The organism is Limimaricola pyoseonensis (assembly GCF_900102015.1).
In the GTDB taxonomy this organism is placed as follows: Bacteria; Pseudomonadota; Alphaproteobacteria; order Rhodobacterales; family Rhodobacteraceae; genus Limimaricola; species Limimaricola pyoseonensis.
In genome coordinates this window covers 682,720-694,871 of record NZ_FNAT01000002.1, presented here as the reverse complement: position 1 = coordinate 694,871, position 12,152 = coordinate 682,720, and the positions used below count along the sequence as shown (strand labels likewise).

Here is a 12,152-nt window from a genome sequence, read left to right as displayed (position 1 = left end):
ACCATAGTGGATGCGCGGCGAACGGCAACCGGAGCGCGGCCGCGCGCGGGCGATTTACCTCTTCCCCCGCCCCTCATATTGTCGCGGCCATGACGAAGACGCTGCATCTGGGCCAGACCCTGCATTTCACCGGCGACCCCTTCCGCGAGGGGCCGTCCGCCGCCACCCATTCGAGCCGCGGCGCGGTGCTGGTCGAGGACGGCCGCGTCGCCGCCACCGGCGAGGCCGACGCGCTGCGCGCCGCGAATCCGCAGGCGGAGGTCGTCGATCACGGCGACGGGCTGATCCTGCCCGGCTTCGTCGACGCCCACATGCACTACCCGCAGACCGCGATGATCGCGAGCTGGGGCAAGCGGCTGATCGACTGGCTGAACAGCTACACCTTCCCCGAGGAAGGCAAGTTCGCCGACCGCGCCTATGCCGACGAGATCGCGGGCCGCACGCTCGACCTGGCGCTGGCGAACGGCACCACGACGCTGACGAGCTTCTGCACGATCCATCCGGGCAGCGTCGACGCCTTCTTCGAGGCCGCCGAGACGCGCGGCATGGCGGCCTTCGCCGGCAAGACCTGCATGGACCGCAACGCGCCCGACTATCTCAGCGACACCGCGCAAAGCGCGCATGACGACAGCGCCGCGCTGATCGGGCGCTGGCACGACAAGGGCCGCGCGCGCTACGTCATCACGCCGCGCTTCTCGCCCACCTCGACGCCCGAACAGCTCGAGGCGCTGGGCGCGCTCTGGGCCGCAAACCCCTCCTGCCTGATGCAGACGCACCTGTCGGAGCAGGTCGACGAGATCGAATGGGTCAAGGGGCTCTACCCGCAGGCGCGCGACTATCTCGACACCTACGAGGCGCATGGCCTGCTGGGCGAGCGCGGGCTCTACGGCCACGCGATCCATCTCGAGCCGCGCGAGGCCGACCGACTGCGCGAGGTCGGCGCGGGCCTCGTGCACTGCCCGACCTCGAACACCTTCATCGGCTCGGGCCTGTTCGACATGGCCGCACGCGTGGCCCAGGGGCAGCGGATCGGGCTCGCCTCCGACACCGGCGGCGGCTCGTCCTTCTCGATGCTGCGGGTGATGGGCGCGGCCTACGAGATCGGCCAGCTGAAGCGCAACCCGATCCACCCGGCCGAGCTTCTGTGGCTCGCGACCGAAGGCTCGGCCAAGGTGCTGCATTCCGAGGGCGAGATCGGGCGGCTGGCGCCGGGCGCGATGGCCGACATGATTGTGCTCGACCTCGCCTCGACCCCCGGCATCGCCCAGCGCTCGGCGCTGGCATCCGACATCTGGGAGGCGCTCTTCCCGACGATCATGATGGGCGACGACCGCGCCATCAGCCGCGTCTACGTGGCCGGCCGCGAGATGACCGCCGGTCGCTGACCGCCTCGCGCGAGGCGGTCCGTCAGGCCACCTCGCGCAGAAGGGCGAGCGCCTCGGCATGGATGGCGCGGTTCGCCGCCGCGAGCACGCGGCCGCCGGCATAGGCCGGGCCGCCCTGCCAGTCGGTGACCACGCCGCCCGCCGCCTCGATCACCGCGATCGGGGCGCAGATGTCGTAGGCATTGAGACCGGCCTCGATCACGAGGTCGATCTGCCCGGCGGCGAGCAGGGCATAGGCGTAGCAATCCATGCCGAACCGGGTGAGGCGCGCCCGCGCCGCGACCGCCTCGAACCCGGCGCGTTCGGCCGGGCTGCCGACCTCGGGGAAGGTGCTCATCAGCACCGCCTCGTCGAGGCCGCGGGGCGCGCGCGTGGTCAGGGCCCGCTCGCCCCGCGGGCCCGACAGCCGGGCCTGGCCCAGGCCGCCCTCGAAGCGTTCCTCGATATAGGGTTGGTCGATCAGGCCGTAGAACGGGCCGTCCTCGTCGCACAGCGCGATCAGCACGCCCCAGGTCGGGGTGCCGCTGATATAGCCGCGCGTGCCATCGATCGGGTCGAGCACCCAGGTCAGGCCGCTGCGGCCGGCCTGCGCGCCGTATTCCTCGCCGACCACGCCGTCATCGGGGCGGCGTTCGGCCAGCACGGCCCGCATCGCCCGCTCGGCGGCCCGGTCGGCCTCCGTCACCGGGTCGAAGCCGGCCTCGTCGGGCGCGGTCTTGTCCTCGGCGGCGAGATCGGCCCTGAAATGCCGCAGCGTTTCGGGGCGCGCGGCGTCGGCCATCGCGTGGGCCGTCGCCACCAGGTCGTGGAGATCGGTTGTCGAAGGAAATTGCCGCGCCATTCCGCCCCTGCCATTCTGGCGGGCCAGCCCCGCCTTCTGCGGGGGGGCGGTAGCGCGCCGGCCGCGGGCCGGTCAAGGCCCCCGCCCTGCCGCGCTCAGGCGGCGTCGCTCAGCACGCGCGCGAGGTCGAACAGGCGGCGGCGCTGCTGCTCGGGGATCGCGTAGTAGCTGCGCAGCAGCTCCAGCGCCTCGCGGTCGGCCATGACGTCGCCGGGCATGTCGCCGGTCTTGGCGGTCGGCTCGGCGGCTTCCATGCCCTCGAAGAAGAACGACACGGGCACGCCCAGCGCGTGGGCGATGTCCCACAGGCGGGAGGCGCTGACGCGGTTCATGCCGGTTTCGTACTTCTGGATCTGCTGGAACTTGATGCCGACCTTCTCCGCCAGCTGCTGCTGCGTGGTGCCGTTCATCCACCGCCGGTGGCGGATGCGTTTGCCGACATGGACGTCAACGGGATGCTTCATCTCCGGTCCTCTTCTTGTTGCTGGCGGATGATGGCCCCATCACCCGCGCTGACGCTGCCCTCACGTGTCTGCCAACCCCGTCCGGCCATGGCGCATGGTCCCGCGCATAGTCCAAACGGATCTTGACCTGCCTACACAGTCAATAAGACACGTTTTGGTTGCACGGGTCATCATACCTTTTAGGCCAAAGATCGGCTGCAAACTCCCATCAACCTGACCAGAAGACCAGAATTCCTGTTCTGGATCAGATATCTGTGAACGGCCGAAATGATCTTGCGCCCCCGATATCGATCACGACCGCGCGACGACGCCCGGTACCCCACTCGCGCACAACTCGCCATGTTCCGCAAGGTCAAGCCGCTTCGCGCGCCGCGATTTCCGCCACCGCACGCCTGATTTCCGCGACGAGAGCCTGCACCAGCTCCGCCTTGCCGGGGTCGCTGTGGTAGAGGTTGATCCGCACCGTGCCGAGATCGGGGAGCGCCCCGCCATGGGCGATGCGCTCGAAGATCTCCGGCTCGGTGCCCTCGATCATGGAATGCACCGCGAGATCGGCGCTGACCGTCGCCTCGACCGTGCGGCTCGAGCTGCTCTCGACCACGTCCTCCCAGCGGATCCCGGCCGCGTCGAGCCGGCGCTGCACGGCCTGCCGAAAGATGCAGCCCGTCTCATGCGCCAGCCGCAGCGGCCTCTGGCGCCAGGCCTGCCCGCCCGGCGCGCCGACCCAGACCAGCCGACGCCGGGCCAGTGTCTCGCCGCCCGGGTCGAGATCGGCCTCGGTGGTCAGGATCACGTCCAGCTCGCCGCGCGCGAACTGGGCCTTGAGCACGCTGGTGAACTCGGAGACCAGCTGCAGCTTTACCTGCGGCCAGCAGGCGGCGAACCGGCGCAGCACCTGCGGGATCGCGGGGTAGACCACGTCATGCGGCACCCCGAGCGTGATCTGGCCCGCATAGGCATGCGTCGACAGCCGCGACAGCGCCTCGTCGTTGAGCGCCAGCATCTCCTGCGCGTAGCCCAGAAGCTGCTCGCCCGAGCGGGTCAGCGTCACGCCGCGCCCGCTCCGGTCCAGCAGAGACAGCCCGAGCGACTCCTCCAGCCGCTTGAGCTGCATCGACACCGCGGACTGGGTCAGGTTCAGCAGGCCGGCGGCGCGGGTGACGCCCCCGGTCTCGGCCACCGTGACGAAGGCCCGCAGCGCCGTCATGTCGAGATTTCTGGCCATAACGAACCTTGATGTTTCATCTCAAGATCATTCGTTATCATGATCGCTCCGTTAGGCGCATGATGCAAGTCGCAAGGGGCCATCCCGGCCCAAGCAGCAAGGGGCCATCCCGGCCCGAGCGGCAAGGGACCCTCCCGCCCCACGCCGCGAAGGAGTGCATCATGACCCAGTTCACCGCGACCGGACCGCACCATGCCGCCGCCCCCCGCCGGGGCCGCTGGCCGCGCCTGCGCGACCTGCTGGCCCTGCGCCGGCAGCGCAATCATCTCGCCCGGCTCGACGACCACCTGCTGAACGATATCGGGCTGACCCGCCATCAGGCGATGATGGAGGCCGAACGCCCCGCATGGGACGTTCCAAGCCATTGGCGGCGCGGCTGAACCACCGCGCACGCGACCTGCCGCCGCACCGCGGCGGCAGGCTTGAAAACGCCCCTCCGATCGCCAATATCGGAACCGACCAGTTCTTATTCCGATCGGGAGGTCTCAATGGCTGAATTCAACACGATCCGCGCAACGGCCGGAGCCCGTTCCGCTCGGATCGACGAAGGGCTGCGCGCCCATATGAACAAGGTCTACGGCACGATGTCCGTGGGCATGCTGATCACCGCTGCCGCCGCCTGGGCGATCTCGGGTCTCGCGACCACGACCGACCCGGCGCTCGCCGCGGCGCAGATCGGCACCGGCAAGTACCTGACCAATTTCGGCGCCGCGATCTACACCTCGCCGCTGCGCTGGCTGATCATGTTCGCGCCGCTGATCTTCGTGTTCGGCTTCTCGGCCGGGATCAACCGCATGTCGGCGGCGACCGCGCAGACCGTGTTCTACGCCTTCGCGGCGGTGATGGGCCTGTCGATCAGCTCGATCTTCCTGGTGTTCACCGGCATGTCGATCGTGCAGGTCTTCCTGATCACGGCGATCGCCTTCGCGGGCCTGTCGCTTTACGGCTACACCACCAAGAAGGATCTGTCGGGCTTCGGCACCTTCCTGATCATGGGCGTGATCGGCCTGATCGTGGCGTCGATCGTGAACATCTTCCTCGCCTCCTCCGCGGTCGCCTTCGCGATCTCGGTGCTGGGCGTGCTGATCTTCGCGGGCCTGACCGCCTACGACACGCAGCAGATCAAGACCGAGTACGTCGCCCATGCCCAGCACGGCGACAGCGAGTGGCTCGGCAAGTCGGCGATCATGGGCGCGCTGCGCCTCTACCTCGACTTCATCAACATGTTCATGTTCCTGCTGCAGCTGTTCGGCAACCGCGAATAAGCGGCGCCGAAAGCGGAAGACAGGCAAGGCCGGCGGCGACGCCGGCCTTTTTCGTGCTCAATCGGGGATCTGGGCCTTCACGCACCAGGCCCGGGCCGGCAGCCGGATCGGCCCGCCATGGTCGAGCCGCTGCGCCAGAGCGCCCCTGAGCCGGGCCCGCGCCTCGTCGTCGAGCCCGTCGAGATAGCGCCGCGCCGTGCTCTGCGCCAGCGTGAAGGGGCGCCAGTACTCCTCGAAATCCTCGTGTTCGCTGATCGTGTCGATGGTCGAGATCGCCGGCTCGATCCCGACAGCCTGGCACAGCCGGGTCAGCCCGGCATGGCTGCAATCGGGGAAGCGCGCCCGCTCGGACAGCGCCGCGGCCGCCGGGTCCAGCTGCGCCGCCGCGCTCCAGAAGACGTCGAGCATGCCCATGCCGCCATCCGGGTAGTCCCAGACGTAGAAGCCCAGGATGCCGCCGGGCCGCAGCACGCGGCGCATCTCGCGCAGGCCCTCTTCCATCGAGGGCAGGAAGTTCAGGAACAGGCCGGCCACCGCCACGTCGCGGCTGCCATCGGCCACCGGCAGCGAGGTCGCGTCGACGGTGTCGATGCACAGGCGGCGATCGTCGAAGCGGTGGCGCGCGTAATCGGTGAAGGTCTCGGAGCTGTCGACCGCCACCACCGAGGCCGGGGCGCAGCGCTCGAGGATCGAGGCGGTCAGGACACCGGTGCCCGAGCCGACATCGATCCAGTCCGCGCCGGCCGGGGCGTGCAGCCAATCGAGGAACCGGTCGGCGACGGGGCGGCTCCAGCGCCCCATGAAGATCTCGTAGGCCTCGCCGCCCTGGCGTGCCGCGCTTGCATCCATGGCCCCACACTCCCCCGCACTCGTTCCGAAGACCAGTCTAGCACGGAACGCGCGACTTCGGACCGGCGGAATCGGGGCGCGTGCCCGGCGGCGCTACTTGCCCATCTTGGCGAGCTTCGACTGCAGCTCGGCGAGCTGGCGCTTGATCTCGTCGAGATCCTCGCCGCCCTCCCGCTCGGGGCCGGAGCTGCCCATCATGCCGCCGGTCATCGCCTTGAAGAAGGCCTGCTGCTGGGCGCGCATCGCCTCGAAGCCGGGCATCTGGCCCATCGGCGAGACCTTGGTCATGTTCTCCATCATCTTCGACTGCCCGTCGCGCAGCATCTCGAAGGAGGCGGCCAGGAACTGCGGCACCACCGAGCTGGCCTGGCTGGTGTAGCTGCGCACGAGGTCGGTCAGCACGTCCACGGGCAGCACGCTCTCGCCGCGGCTCTCATGCTCGGCGATGATCTGCAGCAGGTATTGCCGGGTCAGGTCGTCGCCGGATTTCAGATCGACGATCTGTACCTCGCGGCCCTGCCGGATGAAGGTGGCGATGTCCTCGAGCGTGACGTAGTCGCTGGTCTCGGTGTTGTAGAGCCGGCGGCTGGCATAGCGCTTGATCAGAAGCGGTTTCGCGGTCTCGGCCATGTCAGTTCCCCCTCGGCATGATGCGGCGCAGAAAAAGCCTAGGCCCGCGTTTCGCAAAAAGAAAGGGCGGGCTGCGCGTGGCAGCCCGCCCTTGGGGAACCGGTCGCGAACGACCGGTGGGGAGGACCCTTACTTCGCCGCGGCGGTCGCCTTGCGGGTGGCGGCCTGGGCGTCGGCGCCGGCCTTCTTGGCAGCGGCGGTCATGTCGTCGCTCATCGACTTGCCGGCCGAGAGCATCAGCTCGAGCGTCTCGGTCTGCAGCTTCTTGGCGATCTCGGCGAAGGCGGCCATGTGCTCGGCGGCGCTCTCGGCCGAGGCGGAGGCGAAATCGCCCATCGACTTGGCGTAGTCGGCCGGCTCGGACTTGGCACGGGTCACTTCGCCGAACTTGGCGAGCGTGTCCTGGGTCCATTTCGCCGACAGTTCGGTCGACTTCTGGGCCGCCTCGAGATTGGCGGCGGAGAGCTTCTCGGCCAGCGTCGACTGGGTCTTGAAGACCTCTTCCATGTTCTTGGTGTCGACCGGGAACGCGCCCATCATGTCCTTGAAGATCGCGGTGAAGTCCTGGGAGTTGGCCATCGGATTACCTCTTGCATTGCGCGGTAGCTCGCGGCCCCGCTGATCATCTGATGACCGGAATATGCTCGCTGCACCGCAGCATTTCAAGGATTTTTTCTGCGGTGCAGCAAAAAAACTTCCCTAGGGTAATTTGCCTTGGAAGATCAATCTATTCGGCTGCATCCGCCTGCAGCCGGCCGCCGGTGACGTAGCGCCCCGGGGCGGGACCGAGCGGCGGATGCGCCTTGCTGCCGGGCTGCCGCGCGGGCACCAGCTCGCCCGAGCGGCTCGACAGCCAGTCGATCCAGTGCGGCCACCACGAGCCCTCGTGCTTCTCGGCTCCCGCCTTCCAGTCCTCGGGCGTCGACGCCGCCGCGCCGTTGGTCCAGTAGCCGTATTTCTTCTTCGCCGGCGGGTTCACGATCCCGGCGATATGGCCCGAGCCCGACAGCACGAAGGTCTTGTCCTTCGAGCCCATCTTGTCGATGCCGCGCCAGCTCGCGTCCCAGGCGGCGATGTGGTCGCTCTCGCAGGCGACGGCGAAGATCGGCAGGTCGACGTCGCCCAGCCGCGCCGTGGCCCCGGCCACCTCGAAGCCGTCGCGGGCGAAGCGGTCCTCCTGGCACAGGCCGCGCAGGTACTCGACCGCCATCTTCGCCGGCAGGTTGGTGCCGTCGCCGTTCCAGTAGAGCAGGTCGAAGGCCGGCGGCGTCTGGCCCATCATGTAGCTGCGGATCGCCGGCTGCCAGATCAGGTCGTTGGCGCGCAGGAAAGAGAAGGTCCGCGCCATGTAGAACTTGTCGAGGATGCCGGCGCGGCGCGCCTCGGCCTCGATGCCATCGACGAAATCGTCGTCGAGGAACACGCCGACCTCGCCCTGGTCCGAGAAGTCGGTGAGCGTGGTGAAGAAGGTGGCAGCGTTGACGCTGCGGTCCTTGCGCGACTTCAGCACCGACAGCGTCAGCGCCAGCGTCGTGCCGGCGATGCAGTAGCCCACCGCGTTCACCTTCTTGACGCCGCAGATCTCCTTGGCGGTCTCGATGGCGCGGATGTAGCCGTCCTCGACGTAGTCGGTCATGCCGATCTCGGAATAGGACGGGTCGGGATCGATCCAGCTCACCACGAAGAGCGTGTGGCCCTGCTCGACCACGTGGTTGATCAGGCTGTTCTGCGTCTTCAGGTCGAGGATGTAGAACTTGTTGATCCAGGGCGGGAACAGCACGATCGGCGTCTCGCGCACGTCATCGGTCTGCGGCGCGTACTGGATCAGCTCGAACAGGTGGTTGCGAAACACCACCTCGCCCGGCGTGGTGGCGAGGTTCTCGCCCACGGTGAAGGCATCCTTGTCGGCCAGCGTCACCACGAGGTCGCCCTCGTTCGTCTCGAGATCGCGCACGAGGTTCTCGAGCCCGTCGATCAGGCTCTGCCCCTCGGTCTCGAGCGCGCGCTCCAGCGCGTCGGGATTGGTGGCGAGGAAGTTGGTCGGGCTGAACATGTCGACGATCTGCGTCGCGAAGTAGTCGAGGCGCCGCTTCTCGCGCGGGTCGAGCCCCTCGATCGCGTTCACCGCCTGCCGCACCGCCTCGGCATTGGTCTGGTACTGCTGCTTGATGAAGTTGAACCAGGGATGGCTGTCCCAGAGCGGATTGGAAAAGCGCCGGTCCGCCGGCTTGTCGCTTTCGGCCGCGGCCGGGCGGGCCTGCATCATCTGCTGCTGGGCCTCGACGTAATGCTTCAGCGTCCGGCTCCAGTAGCCGACCTGGTGCTCCATCAGCTTGCCCGGGTCGCGCATCATCTCGACCCAGTAGGCCCCGGCGGCCTTGGCGTAGAGCTCCTGGCTCGGACCTTGCAGCGCCGGCGGCACCTGCCGGCCCTGGCCCATCGCCGCGACCAGGCGCTGCGTCAGCGCCTCGATCCGCGCCAGATTGGCCTCCAGCCGGGCCTTCGCTTGCGTGGCCGTGGCGTCACCACCCGACGGCTCATCGCCCCCCTGCCTCGCGTCTCGAGTTGCCATGAATGCCTCCCCGTCCTAGTTTGCAGCCGCAGCAAGAGGCCTGCCGGATCGTCTTCCCGCCGGCACGCGGGACCGAACCGCCCCGCTGGATCCCGCCCCCTGCCCGGAGCAGATGACATGAAGTATATTCCGACCTACGACCTGATGGAAAGCGCGCGGAACACGAACCAGTGGCTCGGTGCGACCGCGCGGGCGATGGGCGCCTACCCGGCGATGGCCATGCTGGCCAATCCGGGCATGGAACTGCTGAAGGCCTGGGGCGAGGTCACCGAGCGCAGCTTCGCGCGCATGGTGGCCAAGCCGGACTGGGGCATCCCCACGGTCAGCGGGCCGGATGGCAAGGACCATCTCGTCAAGGTCGAGACGCTGGTGCGCCGGCCCTTCGGGGACCTGATCCGCTTCACCACCCCCGGCCGGGCCTCGCCGGGGCGCCGGGTGCTTCTGGTCGCTCCGATGTCCGGCCACTACGCCACCCTCCTGCGCAAGACGGTGATCAGCCTGCTGCCCGATTGCGACGTGCATGTGACCGACTGGCACAACGCCCGCGACATCCCGGTCAGCGCCGGCAAGTTCGACGTCGAGGACTACACGAAATACGTGGTCGAGTTCATGCGCCATCTCGGGCCGGACCTGCACGTGATCGCGGTCTGCCAGCCGGTGCCGCTGACGCTGGCGGCCACGGCCATGCTGGCCGAGGACGACCCCGAGGCGCAGCCGCGCTCGCTGACGCTGATCGGCGGGCCGGTCGACCCGGACGCGGCGGCGACCGACGTCACCGATTTCGGCAGCCGGGTGACGATGGGCCAGCTCGAGCACTCGATGATCCAGCGCGTCGGCTTCAAGTACAAGGGCGTCGGCCGCGAGGTCTATCCCGGCCTGCTGCAGCTGGCCTCCTTCATCGCGATGAACGCCGCGACCCACGCGCAGGCCTTCACCGACCAGATCTTCCGCGCCGCCAACGGCCTCTCGGCCGATCACGACAAGCACAACCAGTTCTACGACGAGTACCTCGCGGTCATGGACATGACGGCCGAGTTCTACCTCTCGACCGTGGAGCGGGTCTTCAAGGCCCGCGAGATTGGGCGCAACGCCTTCACCGTCGACGGCCGCGCCATCGACATCGGCAAGATCACCTCGGTCGCGGTGAAGGTGGTCGAGGGCGAGAAGGACGACATCTCGGCGCCGGGCCAGTGCCTCGCCGCGCTCGGGCTGCTGACCGGCCTGCCCGAGAGCAAGAAGGCCGCGCATCTCGAGCCGGGCGCCGGCCATTACGGCATCTTCGCCGGTTCGAGCTGGCGCAACAACATCCGGCCGCTGGTGCTCGAGTTCATCGACGCCAATTCCGCCCCGGCCCAGACGGCCACCGACGCCGCGCCCGAATCGGCCGCCAAGCCCGAAGCGGCCAAATCCGAGGTCGCCAAGCCCGAGGTTGCTGAATCCGAGGTCGCAAAGCCCGAGGCTGCCAAAGCCGAAGCTACCAAGTCCGAGGCCACCAAGCCCGAGGTTGCCGAATCCAAGGCTGCCAGGCCCGAGGCTGCCAAACCTGAGACTTCCAAACCCGAGGCCGCCAAGACCGAAACCGCCAAGCCCGAAGTCGCCCGGCCCGCGGCCGTCCGCGCCCGCGGGCGCGGCGGCCGGGCCACGCGCCGCACCAAGGGCTGACCGCCCGGCCCGCGGCCCGGGCGCCCGGCCCTACCCGGCCAGCGCCCGCGCCGCGGCCGCCGCGCCCCCGGCGCCGTGCGGGATGGACAGCGCGGCCAGCCCCGCCTCGATCACGCCCAGCGCGCCCAAAACCATGTGCGCGTTGACGTGGCCCATGTGGCCGATCCGGAACCAGCCCTCCATCGGCATCCGCCCCAAGCCGATGCCGAGCGTCAGCCCGGCCTCCTGCTCGCACCAGGCCCTGAGCCGGTCGGCATCGGGCGCCTCCAGCGCGATCGAGGTCACGGCGTGGCTGCGCGCCTCCGGTGCGGCGACGTTCAGCCGCATCGTGCCGTCGCGCCCCCAGCATTCGACCGCCGCCCAGACCGCCGCCGCCAGCCGGGCGTGCCGCGTCCAGACCTGCTCGAGCCCCTCCTCGGCGATCATGTCGAGCGCGGCGCGCAGCCCGTAGAGGTGGTGGGTCGGCGCGGTGCCGCCGAAATACTGGTAGTACTGCTCGGGCGCCGCCCGCGGCCGCCAGTCCCAGTAGGGCGTGACCATGTCGGCGCGCGCCCGCGCCGCCCCGGCGCGCTCTGAGAAGAACACGAAGCCGAGGCCGGGCGGGGTCATCAGCCCCTTCTGACTGGCGGTGATCGCGACATCCACGCCCCAGCGGTCCATCTCGAAGCGGTCGCAGCCCATCGAGGCGATGCAATCGGCCAGCAGAAGCGCCGGGTGGCCTGCGGCATCCATCGCCGCGCGGATCGCCGCGACGTCGCTGCGCACCCCGGTCGCGGTGTCGGCATGCACCACCATCACCGCCTTGATCGCGGCCTCGCGGTCCTCGCGCAGCCGCGCCTCGATGCGGGCCGGGTCGGCCGGGCGGTCGAGGCCGAACTCCATCACCTCGACCTCGGCGCCCAGCGCGCGCGCCACCTCGGCCCAGCCCTCGCCGAACCGGCCGCTGACCAGCGCCAGCACCCGGTCGCCGCGCGACAGCACGTTCAGCAGCGACGCCTCCCATGTGCCGTGCCCGTTGGCGATGTAGATCGCGACGTCGTGCCGCGTGCCGGCCACCGCCTTGAGGTCGGGCACCAGCGTCTCGGTCATCTCGTGCAGCGCGCCGGTGTAGATGTTGGGCGCCGGCCGGTGCATCGCCGCCAGCACCCGGTCGGGCATCACGGAGGGGCCGGGAATGGCAAGGTAGGGGCGGCCGTGGGAGAGGGACATGGGGCGCGGGCCTCGTCTGGGTTGTACGGGCCCGAACCCTACGCCACCCC

11 protein-coding genes and 1 pseudogene are annotated in these 12,152 nt (G+C 69.2%); 4 read left to right on the top strand and 8 right to left on the bottom strand.

Translation table 11 applies throughout. The annotated features are described in order from the left end of the window. Window positions 1–89: 89 nt before the first annotated feature. Window positions 90–1,385 (top strand): guanine deaminase, encoded by a 1,296-nt coding sequence (gene guaD / locus BLT43_RS07200; protein WP_090111374.1) that lies wholly within the window; start codon window positions 90–92, stop codon window positions 1,383–1,385. Window positions 1,386–1,407: 22 nt separating this feature from the next. Here the strand turns inward: guaD and hisN are convergent, their stop codons facing one another. The 3 genes from hisN to BLT43_RS07185 all read right to left on the bottom strand — a co-directional run bounded on the left by hisN (window position 1,408) and on the right by BLT43_RS07185 (window position 3,915). After that, window positions 1,408–2,226, bottom strand: a complete 819-nt coding sequence (hisN, locus tag BLT43_RS07195) for a histidinol-phosphatase (RefSeq protein WP_090111373.1) — start codon at window positions 2,224–2,226, stop codon at window positions 1,408–1,410. Between the two features lie 95 nt (window positions 2,227–2,321). Continuing rightward, the gene (locus BLT43_RS07190; protein ID WP_090111371.1) at window positions 2,322–2,690 is read right to left on the bottom strand and encodes a helix-turn-helix domain-containing protein; all 369 of its coding nucleotides are present in this window, start codon (window positions 2,688–2,690) and stop codon (window positions 2,322–2,324) included. A 352-nt stretch (window positions 2,691–3,042) separates the two neighbouring features. Further along, a complete protein-coding gene (locus BLT43_RS07185; protein ID WP_090111369.1) occupies window positions 3,043–3,915 on the bottom strand; it encodes a LysR family transcriptional regulator in 873 nt (290 codons plus the stop codon). Between the two features lie 161 nt (window positions 3,916–4,076). Between BLT43_RS07185 and BLT43_RS07180 the strand changes: the two genes are divergently transcribed. Together BLT43_RS07180 and BLT43_RS07175 are read left to right on the top strand one after the other, a co-directional pair. Further along, window positions 4,077–4,295 carry a DUF1127 domain-containing protein gene (locus BLT43_RS07180; protein ID WP_090111367.1) on the top strand — a complete coding sequence of 73 codons (219 nt, stop codon included), beginning with the start codon at window positions 4,077–4,079 and terminating at the stop codon, window positions 4,293–4,295. A gap of 108 nt (window positions 4,296–4,403) precedes the next feature. Then, entirely contained in the window at window positions 4,404–5,180 is a 777-nt protein-coding gene (locus tag BLT43_RS07175) for a Bax inhibitor-1/YccA family protein (protein WP_090111365.1), read from the top strand. A 57-nt stretch (window positions 5,181–5,237) separates the two neighbouring features. Here BLT43_RS07175 and BLT43_RS07170 read toward each other — a convergent pair whose 3' ends face one another. From BLT43_RS07170 to BLT43_RS07155, 4 genes are all read right to left on the bottom strand, one after another. After that, the gene (locus BLT43_RS07170) at window positions 5,238–6,029 is read right to left on the bottom strand and encodes a class I SAM-dependent methyltransferase (RefSeq protein ID WP_090111363.1); all 792 of its coding nucleotides are present in this window, start codon (window positions 6,027–6,029) and stop codon (window positions 5,238–5,240) included. A 93-nt stretch (window positions 6,030–6,122) separates the two neighbouring features. Further along, entirely contained in the window at window positions 6,123–6,659 is a 537-nt protein-coding gene (gene phaR, locus BLT43_RS07165) for a polyhydroxyalkanoate synthesis repressor PhaR (RefSeq protein ID WP_090111361.1), read from the bottom strand. 129 nt (window positions 6,660–6,788) lie between these two features. Continuing rightward, window positions 6,789–7,238 carry a phasin family protein gene (locus BLT43_RS07160; RefSeq protein ID WP_090111360.1) on the bottom strand — a complete coding sequence of 150 codons (450 nt, stop codon included), beginning with the start codon at window positions 7,236–7,238 and terminating at the stop codon, window positions 6,789–6,791. Window positions 7,239–7,386: 148 nt separating this feature from the next. Next, on the bottom strand, window positions 7,387–9,231 hold the full coding sequence (locus tag BLT43_RS07155) for a PHA/PHB synthase family protein (RefSeq protein WP_090111358.1): 1,845 nt from the start codon (window positions 9,229–9,231) through the stop codon (window positions 7,387–7,389). 117 nt (window positions 9,232–9,348) lie between these two features. Here BLT43_RS07155 and phaZ point away from each other — a divergent pair. After that, window positions 9,349–10,620: pseudogene (phaZ, locus tag BLT43_RS07150) on the top strand (polyhydroxyalkanoate depolymerase); the annotation flags it as partial. Window positions 10,621–10,923: 303 nt separating this feature from the next. Here the strand turns inward: phaZ and BLT43_RS07145 are convergent. Beyond that, window positions 10,924–12,102 carry a pyridoxal-phosphate-dependent aminotransferase family protein gene (locus BLT43_RS07145; protein WP_090111356.1) on the bottom strand — a complete coding sequence of 393 codons (1,179 nt, stop codon included), beginning with the start codon at window positions 12,100–12,102 and terminating at the stop codon, window positions 10,924–10,926. Window positions 12,103–12,152 lie beyond the last annotated feature (50 nt).